This window comes from Thalassomonas actiniarum, from assembly GCF_000948975.2.
GTDB lineage: Bacteria > Pseudomonadota > Gammaproteobacteria > Enterobacterales > Alteromonadaceae > Thalassomonas > Thalassomonas actiniarum.
The window spans coordinates 1,354,026-1,373,836 of sequence record NZ_CP059735.1 but is presented as its reverse complement, the minus strand read 5'-3'; the positions used below and the strand labels follow the sequence as shown (position 1 = coordinate 1,373,836).

At 47.3% G+C, this 19,811-nt stretch carries 15 protein-coding genes; 10 read left to right on the top strand and 5 right to left on the bottom strand.

Annotated features, from left to right (window positions below; all coding sequences use genetic code 11):
- Nucleotides 1-25: 25 nt before the first annotated feature.
- Entirely contained in the window at nt 26-2,761 is a 2,736-nt protein-coding gene (locus tag SG35_RS06060) for a TonB-dependent receptor plug domain-containing protein (protein WP_044832263.1), read from the bottom strand.
- A gap of 939 nt (nt 2,762-3,700) precedes the next feature.
- A complete protein-coding gene (locus tag SG35_RS06055) occupies nt 3,701-5,233 on the bottom strand; it encodes a serine protease (RefSeq protein WP_053042950.1) in 1,533 nt (510 codons plus the stop codon).
- A 564-nt stretch (nt 5,234-5,797) separates the two neighbouring features.
- On the opposite strand from SG35_RS06055, the gene SG35_RS06050 reads away from it, so the two are divergent.
- The 9 genes from SG35_RS06050 to SG35_RS06010 all read left to right on the top strand — a co-directional run bounded on the left by SG35_RS06050 (nt 5,798) and on the right by SG35_RS06010 (nt 14,192).
- Nucleotides 5,798-7,345, top strand: a complete 1,548-nt coding sequence (locus SG35_RS06050; protein WP_160298267.1) for an ATP-binding protein — start codon at nt 5,798-5,800, stop codon at nt 7,343-7,345.
- A gap of 53 nt (nt 7,346-7,398) precedes the next feature.
- Nucleotides 7,399-7,947 carry a hypothetical protein gene (locus tag SG35_RS06045; RefSeq protein ID WP_152646568.1) on the top strand — a complete coding sequence of 183 codons (549 nt, stop codon included), beginning with the start codon at nt 7,399-7,401 and terminating at the stop codon, nt 7,945-7,947.
- 136 nt (nt 7,948-8,083) lie between these two features.
- A complete protein-coding gene (locus tag SG35_RS06040; RefSeq protein WP_152646567.1) occupies nt 8,084-9,391 on the top strand; it encodes a hypothetical protein in 1,308 nt (435 codons plus the stop codon).
- Between the two features lie 116 nt (nt 9,392-9,507).
- Nucleotides 9,508-9,897, top strand: a complete 390-nt coding sequence (locus tag SG35_RS06035; protein ID WP_044832259.1) for a hypothetical protein — start codon at nt 9,508-9,510, stop codon at nt 9,895-9,897.
- 79 nt (nt 9,898-9,976) lie between these two features.
- Nucleotides 9,977-10,675 (top strand): response regulator, encoded by a 699-nt coding sequence (locus SG35_RS06030; protein WP_044832258.1) that lies wholly within the window; start codon nt 9,977-9,979, stop codon nt 10,673-10,675.
- A gap of 32 nt (nt 10,676-10,707) precedes the next feature.
- Nucleotides 10,708-10,914 (top strand): DUF3565 domain-containing protein, encoded by a 207-nt coding sequence (locus SG35_RS06025; RefSeq protein ID WP_044832257.1) that lies wholly within the window; start codon nt 10,708-10,710, stop codon nt 10,912-10,914.
- Between the two features lie 197 nt (nt 10,915-11,111).
- Nucleotides 11,112-12,032, top strand: a complete 921-nt coding sequence (locus tag SG35_RS06020; RefSeq protein ID WP_044832256.1) for a lipase family alpha/beta hydrolase — start codon at nt 11,112-11,114, stop codon at nt 12,030-12,032.
- Between the two features lie 2 nt (nt 12,033-12,034).
- Nucleotides 12,035-12,997, top strand: a complete 963-nt coding sequence (locus tag SG35_RS06015) for a lipase secretion chaperone (protein WP_044832255.1) — start codon at nt 12,035-12,037, stop codon at nt 12,995-12,997.
- 112 nt (nt 12,998-13,109) lie between these two features.
- Entirely contained in the window at nt 13,110-14,192 is a 1,083-nt protein-coding gene (locus tag SG35_RS06010; protein WP_044832254.1) for a DNA alkylation repair protein, read from the top strand.
- A 110-nt stretch (nt 14,193-14,302) separates the two neighbouring features.
- On the opposite strand, the gene SG35_RS06005 is transcribed toward SG35_RS06010, so the two are convergent.
- The 3 genes from SG35_RS06005 to SG35_RS05995 all read right to left on the bottom strand — a co-directional run bounded on the left by SG35_RS06005 (nt 14,303) and on the right by SG35_RS05995 (nt 18,880).
- A complete protein-coding gene (locus tag SG35_RS06005) occupies nt 14,303-16,909 on the bottom strand; it encodes a M9 family metallopeptidase (RefSeq protein ID WP_053042949.1) in 2,607 nt (868 codons plus the stop codon).
- A 390-nt stretch (nt 16,910-17,299) separates the two neighbouring features.
- Nucleotides 17,300-17,866: a hypothetical protein gene (locus tag SG35_RS06000; RefSeq protein ID WP_044832253.1), complete on the bottom strand. Its 567-nt coding sequence runs from the start codon at nt 17,864-17,866 to the stop codon at nt 17,300-17,302.
- A gap of 111 nt (nt 17,867-17,977) precedes the next feature.
- Complete coding sequence (locus SG35_RS05995; protein WP_044832252.1) at nt 17,978-18,880, bottom strand: DMT family transporter; 903 nt, start codon at nt 18,878-18,880, stop codon at nt 17,978-17,980.
- 497 nt (nt 18,881-19,377) lie between these two features.
- On the opposite strand from SG35_RS05995, the gene gloA2 reads away from it, so the two are divergent.
- Complete coding sequence (gloA2, locus tag SG35_RS05990; RefSeq protein ID WP_044832251.1) at nt 19,378-19,761, top strand: SMU1112c/YaeR family gloxylase I-like metalloprotein; 384 nt, start codon at nt 19,378-19,380, stop codon at nt 19,759-19,761.
- Nucleotides 19,762-19,811 lie beyond the last annotated feature (50 nt).

The following is a 19,811-nucleotide window of genomic DNA, read 5'->3' as shown; positions in this document are numbered from 1 at the left end:
CCCCGGAAGCCATCATTTCATAAGCTTAAAAGCTTTGGCTGTAACTTAACGATAGTGCCCGACCACGTACCGGATACAGGCGGTAATCTGAGTCGGTGACATCCCCTTCCCATTTTTGCAACGGCACTTCACGGTCAAAGGCATTGAGCACTTTAATGGAAACATCGGCATTCCAGGCAAGATCTAACCTGTAGGTAAAGTTAGTCATGGCCCAGGAAGGCAGGCTGTTGGGGTTGTCGCCTGAATCAAAAGCATCGACCTGCTTATCGTAAAAAACCGTATAGGAGCTAAGGGTATGATCCCCCATGTTCCAGCTCAGGCTTAAGTTGACGATATCGTCCGGTGCGCCGATATCACCGGCTTCATCCGTACCCTCTTCCAATACCCCCTGGTCGTTAATTTCTGAGAAAACCGTTTCAAAGGTATGGGCCCAGTTAACCACGGCGGAAAAATCACCGAATTCTGTTGCCGCTTTCCAGCCCAGCTCGATATCCATACCGCGGCGTCTAGAGTCCCCCAGGTTGACCTTGGTACTGTTAACCCCGATCAGACGGCCCTGGGCATCGCGCTCAAAACCTGTACCGGGAAAGGCATCGCCAACGCTTGCGCTGCTGCCCTGGGCCAGTAAACGGGCGGAGTGCCACATAACATCATGCTCATCAAATTCAGTGATCAGCTCTTCAAGTTCGATACTCCAATAATCCGCCTTGATATAGGCATCATCGGTAATGTTATAGGCAAAACCGACATTCCAGGTGGTAGACTCTTCCGGGGTCAGCTCCTTGTTGCCTGAGGTATCCACGGCGACATTGCGGCTGATATTACATTCGTCGCCGCCAAGCAAGTCCTGGCCATCGTTATAACAGGCAACATAATCTTTAACGTCAGCATAACCTACCGCCGATAACTGGTTAATATCCACCAGGGTCGGCGCCCTGAAACCTGTGCCCCAGGAAGCACGTACCACCAAATCATCCATCACCTGGTAGCGGGCAGATACCTGGGGATTGAAGGTATCACCAAAATCACTGTAGTCATCATAGCGGGCGGCAATATTAAATTCGAGTTCATCGGTTACCGGCATGCCCACTTCAGCAAAGGCGGCAACGATATCACGCTCGGAAATACCGGCCGAGCCCCCTGAACCGCCAACAACATTGCCGGCATCCGACTGGGCATCCACCAGGTTTTTCAAGCGCACTTCCCGGTATGAGGCGCCAAGATATACGCCAATGGCACCACCGGGCAATTCAAAGGTTTCAAACCCTACTCCGCCGCTGATGCTCTCCTGTTTCATTTCCAGATCGCGATCAAAGTTGGCCTTGATATAATCCGGCGCAGCAGAGTTGGCATCACGCGGATCCCAACCGGCAACGATTTCTCCCTGGCTGACATTCGATAAGTTCGGATCGATAATTTGATCCAACTCTTCGTTATAAACCCCGATTGCCCCGGCAACCAGACCTTCCTGGACATAATTACTGCCAAACGAGCGCATGGTATAACGGTTGAAGTTATAATTGAAATCCCAGTCAAAATCTTCATAGTCGCCGGTCAAACTTAAACTTAAGTCCTGGACATCATTATTATATTCTGCGGTACGCGGACCAAACTCGGTAAAGCGGTAACGCAGGCTGTCTCCGGCATTAACGGCAATCAGGCTATCGGTTTCAGGCAGATCATTTTCAAAGGTCACACCGCGGACACTGGCGGCAGCCGAAACATCGGTAGAATTCATGTGAGCCCAGTAACCGCGCACATAAAACTCAAGTTCATCGGTCAGCTCATACTGGAAGCTGGCCATAATATTATCGCGCACCGTATGGGGACGATATTCGGCATCCTGGGTATAGTCATAGGCACAAATCACATCATTAGGGTATTCTGAATCACCTAAAGGGCCGACATATTGTTTGCCAAAGCTGTCACACTGGCCGTCCCGCTGCGGAGACTTCCAGTCATAATTACTGCCGTCAACAATAACACGTGACGAGGTCGATAAACCAAACCAGCTGTTGATATCTCCGGGATCGCCATTCACCACCCGGGCTTTGGCATAATCGATATCCGCCAGACCGATAGCGCTGCGCTCGTCATGCTCATAAACAAAAATGGATGAACTTCTCTCCCCCCGGGTGCCGGTAACCAGGCTAAAGGTATTGCGGTCGCCGCCGCTGATTTCTGCCCGCTCTGTGGTGCCTTTGACCTGGATACCGTCAAAATCTTTTTTCAAAATGATATTAACCACACCGGCAATGGCATCAGAGCCGTAAACGGCCGAGGCACCGTCGGTTAACACTTCGATACGCTCAACCGCCGCCAGGGGCAAGTCATTGATACTGGACGCACCGCCATCAAGAATCGGCGATTTAGCCATGGGCTGGCCGTCTAATAATACCAGGGTATGAAACAGGCTCTGGCCCCGCAACTCTATGGTTTGCTGTGACGACCAGGTATTGTTGGCACGGTTACCACCGCTGCCTTCGGCATTAAAAGTACTGAACTGCAATACCTCAGCCACGGTAGAAAAGCCAAGCTTTTCAATATGCACCGCGTCAAAAACCGTCACCGGCGAAGCGCCGACAGTATCCACCCGCTTAATACGGGAGCCTGTAATTTCAATCCGTTCAACCTGCTGCGTAGCGGCATCAACCACGACATCTTCAGCAAGCACCGCCCCCGGCACCGTTGATAATAATGACCCCAGGGCAAGGGCAACCAGAGATTTTTTAAAATTAGATTCAAAGCCTTTCGTTTTCATATTTCCTCTCTTAGCTTATGCGCCCACATACCTGTAACAGCTGAAGGCATTTTTGTTATCAGAGTTTTATTATTTTTTGAAATAAGTCATACCAACAACACATATACATTATATTGTATACAATGATTTTGTTGGATTTTGAGTATAGAGGAATTAATCGGCTTTTGCAGGTTATTTTTTCAACTCATTTAACTTTTCGTTAAATAATCGTGGAATAAATAATAAAGAAATGAGCTTCACAGCAGGCTGGCTACGGCTTTGGTGCATCACCTTGCTAACGGATATTAAGGGCCCCCGGTTTCACTGACACCGCCTTACTGAGATATCTGCCGATGATTAGAGACTTAACTAAAGAGCTGGGGGGGCTGGCATATCAAAAACTTTTAGCTGGAGAATTAATACAAAGGAACATCGCGAGCTATAACTTGTACTGCTTACCGCCCAGATCAAGTATTTTGCCCGCTTACCAAAAGCACGGGGGTCGGGTTAAGACAGGTTAACAGCAAAATATCTTATAAATTTGGCAATAACATTATTGCAGCGCTCCCCATGAGCTGGACTGTATTTTCCTCATCAAAGATTTTGTCTATTAGCTTAACGATAGTGCCCGCATCTGGCTTTTCTTGAGTCTCGCTAACCTGCCACTTCATCGTGATCTCGGTATTTGCCCTAATAGGTGCCGGAAACTTATGATATTACTTAAAATTTGTTAGCCGAACATTCGAGAATTCTACATTAACAAGAAGCTGCACAAGCAATTTAAAAAGCTTGTAATAAGTTACCAAATAAAAAAGCTTCGTGTTTTATCACGAAGCTTTTACCATCAACCTTTTAAGGTCTGCTTTTATCCTCTAAAAGCCAAGCTAATCAATGCGTCCATCAACCAAGCTGTTCAAGAGAATTTCTCCACTAAAATTTATAAAAGTATCTATATCGCTTTTAGTGAGAGAACACAGTCAATTCAACATCTTCAAGCTCAGAGGCTGAAGAGAAAGTGATCTTCCACTCACCCGATACCGGACGCTCAAGTAATAATACTTTATTTGTACCTTCACCAACGGCTTCAACGATAATGCTTTCAGTTTCTTCTTCAGCAGCTTCACCATCGCCTTCTCTGGTGGTTTTAGCTGTTTTCAGGGCTTTTTTATTGCCGTCTTTTTTCCAGAACCAGTCACGGCCGTCGTCACCGGATTCGTCATCACCAGAATCATCGCCCTGGTCGTCGTCGCCCCAGTCATCGTCACCCCAGTCATCGTCACCCCAGTCGTCGTCACCCCAGTCATCTTCGCCCTGGTCGTCATCGCCCTGGTCGTCATCGCCCCAGTCGTCGTCACCCTGGTCATCTTCGCCCTGGTCATCTTCGCCCTGGTCGTCATCGCCAAAGTCGTCATCACCGAAGTCATCATCGCCCCAGTCACCTTCACCTGTGCTGTCACCAATTCTTTCGGCTACGATATCAAGTTCACCTTCACCGCCGGCAGTGGCAATGTAGAGCACATTGATATCTTCAGGTACATCTAAGACAAACTCTAACGCTTCTTCATCCGGGCTGTAGCTGAAAGTTTCCTGGAAGGCCATGTAGCTGGTTTCTTCATAATCACCTTCTTCCCAGTCATCGCCTCCTTCCCAGTCATCATCACCGCCGGCAAGGCCTGACGGCTCTTCATTACCGGCAACGGCGCTGTCTATCCAGGTTTTAAGGCTGGCCACATTGGCATATACGCCGTATTTCCCTTCGGCCGCACAGCCTTCGCCCCAGCTGACAACACCAACTTGCACCATGCCATTACCGGTATCTACCACCAAAGGTCCGCCACTGTCGCCCTGACAAGAGTCTTTACCGCCTTCGGCCAAACCGGCACACATTTCCGTGTCCTGAACCTGACCGTCATAAGCCGTTGCCTGGTTACAAATTTCATTGGTTACATAAGGTACGGTAACTTCCATCAATTTATCTGGCATTTCACCGCCTGAGCTTAACGTACCCCAACCGGAAACCAGCATGTCTTTACCGGCAGCCATATTGGCAGTAAAGAAAGCATCATCGGCTAAAGTAAGGGCTGCTGCATTACTGTCAGTAACCTTTTCAGCTAATTTCAGTACTGCGACATCTTTTGACAAATCCGGATATTCCTGATTGGTATAGGTCGTTGCCACCTGGATAACCTGGCCAGAGCCGTCAGTTAAGCTATGAGCGCCGACACGTACCTGAAGCTCAGGATTATTACCATCAACCCCTTCCATACAATGGGCAGCCGTTAATACCAGGTCGTCACCAATAAGCGAACCGCCACAGAAATGGCTGCCGTCAGTTGATTGCAAAGACACCTGATACGGGCGGGAATGAGGAACTGATTCTTCCCCGCCGACAATGCGGATAGAAGGCAGGCCACTATTAGATTTAATGGTGGTTCCGGCAAAAGCCGATGTACTGGCTAATACTGCTAAAGCTATTAACGATTTTTTCAACATAGTTCTAACCTCTGAAGTTTTAGTTGTATTCCTTAACCGACACCCGCTGTATTAAATTTCAACTAGCTATTGCCGATGTCGCCAGTTGATTATTGCCCCAAGACCATCGCCGCTGTAGTGACAAAAATTAGCGGAATGTATCCAAATGTATCCACAAAGCCCAAAACTCCCTCATGCGCATACAAAACCAGCAAGCACATGATTTTTAAGAGTAAAACCATTTTTTAAAGCTTGTTGTCCGGAGATTGTCAAAACGGGGAGAGTGGCACTGAGGCCGGAAAATCTATGGCCTGACAGCGAACATCAGACAACAGGCCACCTTGTACAATCCGGGCGTACAAACCGATACAAAAGCCTACAATGGCTTGCTACTAATCCCAAAGCCGATACGGTTTACTAACCGCACACTATCACTATCTCAGTTTTGACCGGTCCCTGTTAGCAAACTGACTAACCTTATTAACTTCCCGGCAAACTTAAGCAGATAAAAATCATCAAGCACAACCGGGTGAGCAGTTAATGCGCAGTATTTTTGTAAGAATTTACATGGGAATGTTCCTGGCCATGATAGCCATAATGCTGGTAATTGCCGTTTGCAGTTATTACATCAGCAAGCACCGGATTTCAACCCATGTGCAGGAAAATTATGGCGGTACTTTTCGCTTGATCAGTGAAGGTGCAGCCCGTCATCAGGGTGAAAAACAAAGGTTATGGTTATCGGCAATCGAGAAAATCAGTGATCTGACATTTGAGCAAAAAAATATCAGTAGCAAAACACTAACCACTAACATCTATCAACAACTGCAACGGGATAAATATGTTTTTAATATCAATCCGCTGTTATCCGGCGGACAGGTGCTGATCAAGCTCGCCGATAAAGAACATTATTTAGAGGTAAAGCTGGCAGATTTTGGCAGCTCCCTGGTACGCACCAGCGCGTTTCTTATACTCAATGAGCTGGGGCGCCATAAAAACGAACAAAGACTCCAGGCGCTGGACAATATCAGATCTATGTTTAACTACCCTATTCAGTTAAAAACCTTAAAAAAGCTGCACTTGCCCACAACCAATATCCGCACCATAGAAAAGCGGGATATTTCCGTGGTATTAAAAAACTCCACCACCAGCGTACCGGCATTGCAGGCCTATGCTCCTTTGGGTAACAGTCCTTATGTACTGGTCCTGGGGGATATTCCTTTTTTCGAATGGTTCCCGGTATCCCTTATTCTACCTGGTGTATTGGCTATTTTAGTGTTAATGGCCATCTCCAGTTACCTCCTGGTCAGCCCGCTGGAAAAACGCCTGGCCAGTATAGATAAACAGATAGAACTTATCGGCCATGATAAAGACTTATCTATGCCAGCCCCTTTGGGCTCAGATGCCATCGGTAAATTATCCAACACGGTCAATACCATGGCGCAACGCATACATAAACTTATCGATGCCCAAACCGAAATGATCGGCGCCATCTCCCATGAACTCAGGAGCCCGGTCACCCGCATTCGTTTTCGTACCGCGGCAATCGAAGATGATCAAAATCCGGTGTTAAGCAAGCAGGCATCCGGGATTGAAAAAGATCTCGATGAGCTTGAAAGCCTGATCGATGAAGTGCTGACCTTTTCAAAGTTAAAACAGGATCTGCCGGCACTCGATCTGGAAGCGATTTCGGTGGGCGAATTCTTCAGCCAGCTCAACCATAAGCTGAAAATAAATAACCCTGCTATCACCATTACCTACCCGGCCAACAGCTGCGACACCTTTTTTGCTGACCGGCGATACCTGCACCGGGCAATAGAAAACCTGATCATCAATGCCCTTAAATATGCCACCGACAAGGTAGAAATCGGCTATGACTTTTGCGATCAGCAACAAAAAATCTGGGTAGCGGATAACGGCCCAGGTATTCCGGAAAAAGACCGTAACTCGGTATTTGAGCCTTTTAAACGGCTCGACGCCAGCCGCGACCGACAATCGGGCGGTTATGGTTTAGGCCTGGCAATAGTAAAACAAATCGCCCATTGGCATACCGGTCAAATCAGCGTTGCCAACAGCAGCAGCGGCGGCGCCAAATTGCTCTTCAGCTGGCCCAGAAAGCTCAGTGGCAATGAATAGCCATGGCCCATGCCATTATTTTTACCGGCCTATAGCGGATAAACGTATTAGCCATGATAAATAAAACACTTACGACATTTTCATGCTTGTTACTCCTGGCCAGTTTTACCCTGGCCGGCCGGGAAACACCTGAAAATCCGGCAAGTGATGATATTATCGCCCCGCACACACACCAACAAGTAAACGAAAAAACAGACAGTGAAATATTAACCAGCCTGGATAACCTGACCCTGGATCTGGAAAACGAATTATTTGAAGTCGAGCAGGGGCAAAACAACAACACCTTAAACGCTGAGGCAATCGCTGGCTGGGAGCAGGAACTTTCCGATCTTGAACAAATGTCTGCCCTGGATAATTTTGAGCAAGTGCAATTCCCCCCTTTAATGACAGAGCAGCCGATTGGCGAGTGGCTGGAAACAGCAGAGCCTGCTGAAACGCAGGGCAAGTCCGTTGAAGAATTTGGCGTTGGTATCGCCGGTGAGCAGGAGAATTTAATCAACAGCCTGGATAACAGCGACCTGATGGATTTTGAAGATAACCTTGACGTGTGGAGTGACGACCTTGTTGAAGATCAAGCAAGCGATGCTGACAACTATTACTGATATATTTCCGGCCTTTTGCCCCCAAAAAAAACAAGGCCCGGCATTACTATTACTTTTACCAGTGCTTTTACTGGTATCACCTCAACTTAAGGCAAAAGCAAGCTCCAGCGCAGAACTGCTTAAACAGGCCATTTTTTTGCGAAAAAACAGCCAATATCACCAGGCACTTGAGCTACTGTCCCCGCTTAAAAGACAACACGGCGACCATAAACGCATCAATATCGAACTAGCTTTTAATTACATCAACTTAAGCGACTTTCACCTGGCAAATAATATCGCCGCCCATATAGAAACCCTGAATTTAAGCGCAAAAGAGAAAAGAACATTAGCAGCGTTAAAAGCAATCATTAAAGAAAAAGAAAAAAGACAAAGGGCTTCACATCTTTTTACTACCCAGCTAAGTACTTATGCCGGCATTGAAACCTTTACCTCCCGCTTCCCGATAGATTATTACATAGAGGTTGTTGACCCTTCAGGATTTAGTCCGGGTAATGAAGGTGAGCACCTCAACGCCCCCGAACTAAGCACAGGTTACGATAATAACAGCTATTATAGCGCTGTTTATCCTGACAAGTCCTTCCCGGAAGAAGACAGCAATTACATTATGGAACACAGCACCGCCCGGGAGAAAAAGCAAAGCACATATCACGCCCAAAAAGTGAAAGTTAAACACCAGTATCGCCATGACAAAAAGCTACGGCTCTTTTCCTCGCCATTAATATTTAGCTGGCGTAACCAGGTTTCCTATTACCAAAAACAAGGACAAAAAAAAGACCTGGATAATCACGTTATCGATCAGGGCAAAAAGCTTAACTACCGCCAGCTAAAACTCGATACCGGCTTCAATTTGCTCAGTGATAGCCTGTGGTTATTTAACTTCAACTTCAGCCATCTAGCTCATTATTATGATGGCAAGCACCTGCTTGATGAAGATAAGCTGACGTTATCCGCCTCTATGCCAATAAAGCAAAACCGCCTGACCCTGGCCGTAACCAAAGGGAAAAAAAGCTACCAAGGTTTATATAATTTTTATAATAGCCAGCTGACAAATGCCGCCCTGGAGTATTCCCTGAACTTCAACCCTAGGCTGAAACTCCACCTCGGCAGCCGCTATCTGCAAAATAATGCCCGGGATATTTATAGCAACTATAATGAACAAACTTTTTACGCCCGGTTAAATTATGCCTTGCCCCCGGGACCGCTTTTTGGCTTAACCGGCTTTATCACGGTGAATTACCATAGATTAATGTACGAGATCCACGATCCCTCCCTGGTTAACTGGGGCCGGGAATATAAGCAATCTATTGCCGCGACCCTGCAATACCCGTTAACAGAAAACCTGATCCTGGGTATTAACGGTCATGTAAGCCGTAACAATAAAAACCAGCAGTCAGGCAAGGATGACTGGCAGCGGATAGAAGCGTTTCTCAGCTACCGGTTTTAACCCCCTTAAAAGCTACAAGCTGATACATAGCGCTACATAATTCACACAAAGCATCGCTGGCATAAATGCCGTTATGGCGGTTAAATATTAATATCTAGTTATCAGGTGAAATCATCATGAAAAAAAATATCTGTGCCCTCTTTTTTCTTTCCACTGCCCTGTTGAGTTGCAGCATTGTCGGCAACGCCGGCACTAAAAACAGCGCTAACGAACAACAAACCGTTATTCAGGACCCAAACGCCGACAGCAAACCTCTGAAAAAAGCGCTAACAAAACAAGAAACTATTTACGGCATCAATTACCAGGGAAATACCCTGAGTATCCAGCTGATGTCCAATGGCTGTACGACAACAAAATATTTCAAACAGGTTTGGTACAATAACCAACTGAAACTGGAGCGCATCAAAGAAGATTTCTGCCGCCGCCGCCCTCATAAAAAATGGCTGGATTTTGATCTGCCACAGGCATTTTCCTCCGTTACCGTAATTAATAAACTCGCATCTTAGGGACATTATTTGTTAATATTGCCCCTTAAATGCCCCTTTTCGTTCACCTTTGCAATTTTTAAGGAATATAAGCTTTACCATGGCAGGCAACTATAACGTACTTTTAATCGACGATGATATTGAATTAACCGAGCTGATCAGCGCCTACCTCAGCTCCAATGGTTTTACCGTCAAATGTTTACATCATGGCGAAAATGTCCTTGAAGCCATTGAAGAATTTCGTCCCGATGTCATTATCCTGGATCTGATGCTGCCGGGCATAGACGGCCTCACCATATGCAAAAATATCCGTCCGGACTTTAACGGCGCCATCATAATGTTGACCGCCCTGGGAGATGATATCGATGAAGTCACCGGGCTTGAAGTCGGCGCCGATGACTACCTGGCCAAACCGGTAAAACCCAGGGTATTGCTTGCTCATATCCGCTCGCAATTACGCCGCCAGAGTACGATCCAGCAAACATCCCAGGAAAATGGCATCTTTTGCTATGGCCAGCAAATCAAACTTGACGCCACCAAACGCACGGTAACCAATAATAACGAACAAGTGCTGTTATCCAGCGCCGAATTCGATCTCTTGTGGTTACTGGCGAAAAACGTCGGCACTATCATTAAGCGGGAAGAGTTACACCAGCAAATTTTCCGCTTGCCTTATGACGGCATAGACAGATCGATAGATTTACGTATTTCCCGTATCCGTAAGAAACTTAACGACGATCCCAAAGAGCCGAAAATTATCAAAACCGTGCGCAATGTCGGTTATTTATTGGCGTTGTGATCATTAAGTCCTGCCAAAACAAGCGGTAATTTATGGAACAGGAAATTACCGGTTACCATCTCGATGACGAACAGCACTGGGTGGCACAGTTAAGCTGCGGCCACTTCCAGCATGTGCGCCACCAACCGCCCTGGCAGAGTCGCCCCTGGGTCACCACAGAGCAGGGACGGATAAAAATGTTGGGTTACCCTTTGCACTGTAAAAAGTGCCTTGTTGGTGCCCCTAAAGATACAAAATAAGCTCCCTTTTCCTGGTAAAAATAAAACCCTTTCCTTGCTCCCAGCTGGTCACATCTGTCGTTAAAATTCGCGAAAAAAGCTAAATTTCAGACAAAAAAGCAAAAAGATCTTGCCTAAATGGTTCGACCAGATTACTAATAGATCGAATTTTAAACGATTCGTCCATAAAACAACCAAGCAGTACCCAGGGAGAAGATATGAAAAAAAGTATAATAATTCTTATGATGTCTTTGCTGTCTGTTATAGGAAACGCCCAGGCAGGCGATAGCGCTGCCACCAAGTATCCATTTGTATTTGTTCACGGCATTTTTGGCTTTGATGACATCTGGGGCATAGATTATTTCTACGGCATCCCCCAGGCCTTAAGGGAAGAAGGAGCACAGGTTTACCTGGCCCAGGTTTCCCCCGCCAATTCCACCGAGTTTAGGGGTGAGCAATTACGCACCTTTATCCAGGCGGTCTTGCTGGACAGCGGTGCGGAAAAAGTCAATATCATAGGCCATAGCCATGGCGGTCCTACCGCAAGATATGTCGCCAGTGTCAGCCCTGATCTGGTCGCTTCGGTGACCTCCGTTGGCGGCGTCAACTGGGGCAGCCGCTTCGCCGATGTCATGCGGGGTCTGGTTGAGGAAGACTCGGTTACCGAAGATCTGATCCGCCAGGGACTTAACGCCCTCGCCCATGTGATCACAGGCCTGAGCGAAGGGGAAGTATTACCCGAAGACAGCCTGGCAATGACAGAGTCGTTAACCACTCCAGGCTCAATCGCGTTTAACAGCCAGTATCCCGAAGGCATGCCGAGCAGCTATTGCGGCGACGGAGAGAAAATTGCCGGCAACGGCGTTTATTATTACTCCTGGTCAGGCGCCCAGCCTTTCACTCACCTGGTGGATCCGCTGGATTACGCCCTGCAGCTCACCAGCCTGGTGTTTGACGAAAAAAATGACGGCCTGGTATCTTCATGCAGCTCTCACCTGGGGAAAGTGATCAAGGATGATTATTATATGAATCACCTGGATGAAGTGAACCAGGCCTTCGGCTTAACCAGCTGGTTTGAAACCGACCCGGTCACCTTATATCGCCAACATGCCAACCGTTTAAAACAAGCGGGTTTATAAGCATGAAAAAAGTACTCGCGGCTTTGGCCGCGATTTCCCTGCTGCTGTTTGGCCTGAGCTTGCTCAAGCTGCAGCAGCTAGGCAACTCCTTTGCTTTAACAGCAGAAAAAGACACAGCAACGCTTTTGCCCCGGGCAGAGGAAAAGAAAGCCTCCTTCAAAAATAAACGCGAAAATAATCTATTGCCGAGTAAGGCTAACGAGCCAGACAGGACTCTCAACTCACAGCTAACCTTAAATTTAGCCTTGCGTTACCGCTTTGACGATATTATCCACCAGCATCAGATATCGGGAAAAAGTCTGGAAAATTTGCTGTTGGCATTAACCACCCGCCTTAACTTAACCCCAAATGCCGGTGAAAACCTGCAGGCCCTTTTTCAGCGTTACCGCCAATACCTAAGTGCCATGTCCGTCCTTAAAGCAAATGTCCCTGCCGTGGACAGGGTGATAGATCTCATCGAAAGCAGGCTGTTTTTACAACAAGTCTACGACCTGCAAAGCCAATACTTTTCAGAACTGGAGATTAGGGCATTTTTTGCCCATGAAAAAAATTATAACCGGCAAACCCTGGAGCGTGTTGCTATCCGCCAGGATACCAGTTTGGATAAAGAGCAGCGGCAAATGCTGATTGAACACCAGCTAAGCCAACTTGAGCCTGAAGAACTGGCGCCGCTGCAGCCGACCCTGACGGCAAGAAAAATCACCCGACTGTTAACCGGAGAAAGGGAGCAAGACCTGACCTTAGCTCCCGAAGTTTCGGCAAAGATCCGCGTAACCCGGGAAAAGAAACGTTTATGGCAGCAAAAGGTCAAAAGTTATCAGCAAAAAATCGCCGCCATGGGCCATCGCGATAATGACGGCTATAGCCTAGAGCTTGAAAACTACCGCTTGCAGCATTTTAGCGACAACGAATTGAAGCGGCTTAAGGTGTTTCTAAAACATCCTGAGTTATTAACAACCCCCTGACTCCTGGATAAAACCCAGAAACAAAAAGCATTTTTAGCAAAGGCTACTGACACATACTGTCAGTAGCCTTTGCTAACATGCCCCTTCTCTTTGCAGCAAATTTATCATCACTATGGCCGAACTACTGAAAAACGTATATACACAGGAATTTATCGCTGCTTTAGCACAGCAACTGACGGCAATCTACCCGGATTTTGAGAACAAAAAATTCCAGCAGCTGATTTTTGCTGCCAGCTGGCAGCAAAAAGAATTAAAAGCGCGCATGAACCATATAGCCCACAGCCTGCATCAGGTATTACCCGGGCCTTACCATCATAACCTGGTATTGCTCAAGCAAATCAAGGTCGAGCGCAGCGGCTTTGAATATATGTTTTTACCGGCTTATGTCGAGCTGTACGGCCAGGAAGATTATGTTGCTTCCATTCCGGCCCTGGCGCATTTTACCGAATTTGCCAGCAGCGAGTTTGCGGTACGGCCTTTTATCATCAAATATCCGCGCCAGATGATGGCGCAAATGGCGCTGTGGGCGAGAATGGACAATAAGCACCTCAGGCGTCTGGCCAGCGAAGGCTGTCGCCCGCGACTGCCCTGGGCTATGGCCTTGCCGGACTTTAAGCAAGATCCCTCGCCGCTGTTGCCGATACTGGAAGTGCTTAAAGACGATCCCAGTGAATATGTCAGGCGCAGCGTTGCCAATAACCTCAATGATATTGCCAAAGATCACCCAAAGCTGATAACCGGGATAGCAAAAAACTGGTTCGGGCAAACGGAAAATACCGACCGCTTAGTCAAACATGCCTGCCGTACCCTGTTGAAAAAGGCGGAGCCTGAGATTTTAACCTTGTTTGGTTTTGCACCGCCAAAAGCGATACAAGTCACCTCCCTTAAGGTACAAAAGCAGGTGGCCATGGGCGATCGGCTGAGCTTTTCCTTTACCCTGGCAACAAAGGCTCAGGCCCTGGGCAAGTTGCGTATCGAGTATGCGATTGATTATATGAAAAGCAACGGCAAACAGGCGCGGAAAATCTTTAAAATTGCCGAAGCCGACTACAATACCCGGCAAAAAGACATCACCCGGGAGCAGTCTTTTAAAGCGATATCCACCAGGAAACATTATCCCGGGGCGCACGGCATGGCGGTGATTATCAACGGCCAGGAGTTAGCCGCGGGTGAATTTACCCTGACGGCGGCCTGATCTGCCGAACCTGCTTGGCACAGTTAGCAACAAGCCATAAAATAAAACTCAGCCTGCATCCATGACGGAGGCAGGCTGAGTTGATTAGCACAAGTTAAAATTTAAAATAACTAGTTCACACTGAGCTGTAAGGTAACACCGCTGCCTTGCCCCGTGGCTTTGATATAATGCCAGCCACGCGCAGGAGCGTTGACAACCATTTGCTCTTCATTGCTGCCGGCATTGGCAGAAGCATTGTGGTGGTCCTGCTCGCTTGGCCAGTTGCCGCTGCTGTGATAGAGGCTGATATCGCCAGCACCATGTGCCGAGCCGATAGTCACCGAACTTTCACTGCCGTCGGCCCAGAAATAGACATACCGGGTTCCCTGCTCCAGACACACGGGGGTGGCATCAAACAATTCACCGCTGCTTACCGGCGACTGGCTTGCACAGGCATCCGGGACACCGGGGGCACTTTGCTGCCAGTTCACACTCAGCTCAACATCACTGAAGGGGTTGTATGGGTTCACCATAATAAACCACTGACCGGATGCCGGAGTGGCAATATTGACGGTTTCATTGTTGCCGTTTTCCCACGGACGATAATCATAGTCGTCCAGGGTCGGCGCATTGCCGTGCCGTACATATAAATCGGCATCGCCGGTGCCGCCGCTGATGCTGATTTCAACATTGCTGGCACCAGAGTCCAGTTCAAAACTAAACGACGGCTGCTCACTGCCGTCTGAGGCGATAGTGCGGCTGTCGCCGTTATTTAGCACATCCCCTCCCGTAGGAGGCTCTTCACCGTCAGTGCTTTGTACCGTTTCCAGCCAGCTGGAGAACTGGCTGTCATAGCGGCTGTTGATATTGTCTAACCAGAGATCATAGCCGGCATAATCGCCGCTTCTGACATGAGTGAGCATAGTATCGATATCCGCGGATTTTTCCTCGAACATAAAGCGTACCGCCAGGTAACCCCAGTCATAGATCTGGCTGGAACTGTCATTATAATCCGTGCGCAATAACTGGCTTAAGCTGTGGGTTTTATCCCGGGCCTGAGCCACGGCATCATCATTGCGGTCTTTTTTCGAGATATATTCCGCCAGGCCTTCTGACCACCATACGGTATCGTGGGCATTGCCGGTGGCAAAATCGCCGTGAAGATCAAAGCGCCCGTCCAGGTAATGAACATATTCGTGGGTCAGGTTCCACACGGAAAATTCCGGCAGCATCCATTCCGCTTCATAGGCAAAAAAGCGCGGAATATTGCCCACCTGCGACGGATCTCCTTCCAGATAAATACCGCCGTTGTCTGTGCTGTGGCCGAACAAGACACCGGAATACTGCTTATAATCACTGCTGCTGTCATAAATCACCAGCTCCAAAGTACTGTTGTTATCATCGGGAACCGGGGTATTGTTGGTCTTTAACTTCTGGTGGAAATACGTTTCCTGGGCACTCAAATCACTACAAATTTCCTGCAACTGGCCATTGGTCAAGTCCTGCGCCCTGACCCGTAAACTGCTGCTGCAATTATGGCTGATAGGCAGCACCTCGGCCATCAGATCTTCTTTGAAGTTACAGATGCCGTAATAGCTGCAGTTATCCGCATCGGCGTAATCTACCATGTCCGCCATTCTTAACCAGGCAGCCGAGCCTGAGCCGGTTACGCTGTACTTATCAAGAAAAGCCTTAACCAATACTTTTACAGACTCGTAGGTTTGCCCGCCATAAGTTAAAAAGCGCGACAGCTCCATAGCGGTATCGTTAAACTGGTATTCGTTGTCATGACCGATAAGGTCGGTATGGGTTTTCAGGAAGTTGTCCAGCTCATTGACCACACTAGGGTCTGCTTCAACCGCATCCCTGAAATTGGCATCAAAATTACCGCGATAGATCAAGGTCAGCACGCTGGTGAAACTGCCCTGCATATAATAACCCCAGTCTTTGCTGTAACGGCCTAACCAGCTGATCGCCTGGGGCAGATAACGGATACTAAAGTCCGTGCCTCCCATCAGGGTGATCACTTCCCGTAAAATCTCACCGTGGGCTTCATCGCTGCGGTAAAAGTGCTGATTAGCAGCAAAAGCATCTAAAAAGCCGAAGGCGGCATTGTTAAAGGCGCTGGTGTATTCACCGATCACATCGGCATTGCCCCATTGCGCCCAGGTGCCGACCCGCAGGAAAAGCACAAAGTTGGCTATTTTATTGCTGTTATCGCCCTGATAGCTCGCCGTCAGCGCCTGCGCTTCCCGGGCAATTTCTATCATCGCGGCTTCATTAAACAGGGCATGTAAAACATCTTGCTGCACGCCCCATAACTCGTCTTCCAGACAGTCAAAATCGGTGCTGCTTTTTAACAAATCATTCCTGGCTTTACCCGATACCGCAGCCAGGCTTTGTGCGGTGACATCACAGGCGGCAATGGCCGGATCATCCGCTTGCAGACTGAGGCTATTAAGCGATTTATTGCTGATGCTGCTTTGCTTTGACAATAGCGGCCTTTTCCTTTGCCGCAAATCAGATCGTGAAACCTTAGTCTCAGCACTCAACCCGGTTCCGGGAGCCTGCTCAAGTAAATGTTGTGGGATTTTTCCCTGGTGAATATGGCTTGAATGTCCGTCTGTGATGTGTGCCTCAACCGCCGCATGTTCGTTATTTGCAGCATTTGCCGAAACCGAATAACTCGCCGATAGCATCGCCATCGAAATCAGGGTAACCGTCCTTTTCATTTTCATTGTTATTTCCTTTCTTGCTGCCGTTTGGCGGCAGCTGTTTTAGTTTTAGTTGTTAACTTCCTTCTATTTAATGTGATCTCAGCGACAGACGGGCATTTAAACCTGAGCAAGCATAGCAATAACCCTGAACAGGTATATAAACAGCAGCCAAGTATGAACGCAATCACGACATAAAGAATAATGTATATTGTATATTTATCTAATAAAATGACGACATTTTTTCGTATGAATACGACGCAATAACATCTGACTGTAATAAAAAATTAATTTTCAAAGACTTATGACAAAGAAAAACTGCGAAGAAAAATAAGGGGAGATCCGCGAAAAGATCCCCGGTATTGAAAGCGGAGTCAGCTGAATTTGACCTACTCCGCCAAGGAAACTATTCGCTTATAAAAAACCAGCGCTTTGCTCACAGCCAGTTGCGTTATGATCATTGGCGGGAGAGCTTATCCGGATATGATCATAATCAAAACCTTGAGTGACGGTTTTCATTTCCCTTTCAAAATCATGGGCAATCTTGCCGATTTGATGCCCTTGCTGTTCCAGGGCATCAAAATCCTGCTGATGCTCGGCGATTAATTGATTTAAGGCATCAACGGCAATTTGCTGCTGCGCTAAATAACTCTTATCTATATGCAGGTTATTTTCATCCTCTTGTACCGCCAGCACGCTCAGCTGTTCAATTTGTTGAGAATAATCATCAATTTTTGCCGAAATAGCATTTATCGGCAGTTCCAGCGAAGCCATCAGGGTTTCTTGCTGCTGCAATTCCTGGTGAAGCGTTATCAACTCAGTTGTCATCGGCAAGGTTTTTACCAGCTGGCAATCTTTTAATAAATTAAGGCTATAACCCGTATCCGCTTCCTGCCCCGCCTGGCTATAACTGCTTAAGGCTGCAGTGAGTCCTAATGTTAATGACAAGATCACCGGCATTTTTTTATTTAATCGTTTCATGTCTCTTCCCCGACTTGGTTAGTAGTTATTCGCTAATAAATTAGCTGATAACTACTAAGTCGTAAGCCGGGGGAAAAAGTTTGTTTTTCTCCGCTATTTTTATTTTTACTTTTATTTTTGAGCCTTGCTCGCCAAGCGCTTACCAGGGAGCAGTTTCTCTCCCCAGTTATATATCGCCAAACCTGACATCACAAATACAGCCCCGATGATCAGGTTAACGCTCACGGTTTCATTATTGAGATAAGCCCCTATCGATAAAGCGATCGCCGGCGTTATCATGGTAATCAAGGTGACGGTACTCGCGCTTAATTTTTGCAGCACATAATAATACGCGACAAAACCTATCAGGGAGCCAAACACACCCAGGTAAAGAATCGCCCACAAAGATCTCGCCTGCCACTCATGAACCGGCATAGTACCGTCCAGCACCAGCCAGGCAAGAAAAAACAAAGGAATAGAGACCAGCAAAGCCCCCACTGTGGTCGCCATCGGATGAATCGCCACTTTAACGCTTTTAACCAGCACCGCACTCAGGCTAAAGAAAAATACCGCCAGTAAGATAAAAATCAGTCCCAGCGGATTTTGCTCCGTCATCGACAGGTTATCCGAGCACACCAGTGCCAGGCCGGATAAAGAAACTAACATAGCCAATTTACGCGTGCGGCTAAACTTTGCTTCATTAAGAATTTTTTGCGCCAGCAAACCGGAAACAACCGGTGACAGGCCAAAAATAAGCGACATCATACCCGAGCTGATATAAGCCGCCGCCATATAAGAACAGAGCATACCGCCAAAAATACCAAGCGCCGAAAACCAATAAACCTTCATCGCCTGCTTATTACCCGGCAGAGACATACCTTTACATTTAAGCAGGGTGAGGCCCAACACTGCGGCAATCACCATACGCATCAGTACCGCGATGGTGGGACTGACGGTTTCGCTGCTCCAGACAATTCCCAAAGGCGTTGTAGACCAGATTAATACAACGGCAAAATATGCTGCTGGTACTGACATGTTATTTTCCTTTTCCTTAATTGAACACAGTAAGACACGGTAAAGTGCAGTAAGAAAAGTTGCGGAATTTAAAGAGAAAGGACAAACACCGCAGTTTTACTTGCTGCGGCTCGGGGTTGGCTAACTAGACTAGCACTTTCTTCCCGCCACAGAGCAACTCTGCCATTGGACATTACCATTATGGGTAATATTCAAGCAGACCTGGTTTGGTTGTGACGATAAGAGCATAAAGTTCATAGTAACTAGTTTGCGCAATATATTAATGAATAATTTTCTTTAACTTATTAACAGCATCTTGCCTTTAAGCTTGAGCCGAGTCAACAGGAAAAAAATAATAATCCCTCAATTCATAAAAACATCATAAAACGCCATTATAAAAGCCAAAAACCGGTTTTCTGCCGGGTAAAAAAAGCCTATGATGAAACTGAAAAAAACACGCGTACCTCCACCTGCATTTTCACCTGTACTTTTACCCGCAAAAACCAAGGAGCTTGCCTATGCTGACCGGCCTGCATCATGTTGCCATCATCTGCAGCGATTATGAAAAATCCAAACATTTCTATACTGAGATTTTAGGGTTAAAAGTCCTCGCCGAAAATTACCGACAGCAGCGGGATTCCTATAAGCTGGATCTGCAATTACCCGACGGCAGCCAGATAGAATTGTTCTCCTTTAAAAATGCACCGACAAGGCCCAGCTACCCGGAAGCCCGGGGCTTAAGACACTTAGCTTTTGCCCTGGATGATATCCAGACCTTTATTCAGCACCTGACAAAATACGGTATCGAAACCGAGCCGGTCAGGGTCGATGAATATACCGGCAAAAAATACACTTTTTTCAGCGATCCGGATGACCTGCCGCTAGAGTTGTACCAAAGATAACCGGCAAGCACCTATACCCGCCGACAACTCGGTGTTGTGAAACAGCCCTA

Coding starts and splice junctions, on each gene's coding strand:
- SG35_RS06060 (WP_044832263.1), bottom strand. CDS start 2,761: ATGAAAACGAAAGGCTTTGAATCTAATTTTAAAAAATCTCTGGTTGCC.
- SG35_RS06055 (WP_053042950.1), bottom strand. CDS start 5,233: ATGTTGAAAAAATCGTTAATAGCTTTAGCAGTATTAGCCAGTACATCG.
- SG35_RS06050 (WP_160298267.1), top strand. CDS start 5,798: ATGATAGCCATAATGCTGGTAATTGCCGTTTGCAGTTATTACATCAGC.
- SG35_RS06045 (WP_152646568.1), top strand. CDS start 7,399: ATGATAAATAAAACACTTACGACATTTTCATGCTTGTTACTCCTGGCC.
- SG35_RS06035 (WP_044832259.1), top strand. CDS start 9,508: ATGAAAAAAAATATCTGTGCCCTCTTTTTTCTTTCCACTGCCCTGTTG.
- SG35_RS06030 (WP_044832258.1), top strand. CDS start 9,977: ATGGCAGGCAACTATAACGTACTTTTAATCGACGATGATATTGAATTA.
- SG35_RS06025 (WP_044832257.1), top strand. CDS start 10,708: ATGGAACAGGAAATTACCGGTTACCATCTCGATGACGAACAGCACTGG.
- SG35_RS06020 (WP_044832256.1), top strand. CDS start 11,112: ATGAAAAAAAGTATAATAATTCTTATGATGTCTTTGCTGTCTGTTATA.
- SG35_RS06015 (WP_044832255.1), top strand. CDS start 12,035: ATGAAAAAAGTACTCGCGGCTTTGGCCGCGATTTCCCTGCTGCTGTTT.
- SG35_RS06010 (WP_044832254.1), top strand. CDS start 13,110: ATGGCCGAACTACTGAAAAACGTATATACACAGGAATTTATCGCTGCT.
- SG35_RS06005 (WP_053042949.1), bottom strand. CDS start 16,909: ATGAAAATGAAAAGGACGGTTACCCTGATTTCGATGGCGATGCTATCG.
- SG35_RS06000 (WP_044832253.1), bottom strand. CDS start 17,866: ATGAAACGATTAAATAAAAAAATGCCGGTGATCTTGTCATTAACATTA.
- SG35_RS05995 (WP_044832252.1), bottom strand. CDS start 18,880: ATGTCAGTACCAGCAGCATATTTTGCCGTTGTATTAATCTGGTCTACA.
- gloA2 (WP_044832251.1), top strand. CDS start 19,378: ATGCTGACCGGCCTGCATCATGTTGCCATCATCTGCAGCGATTATGAA.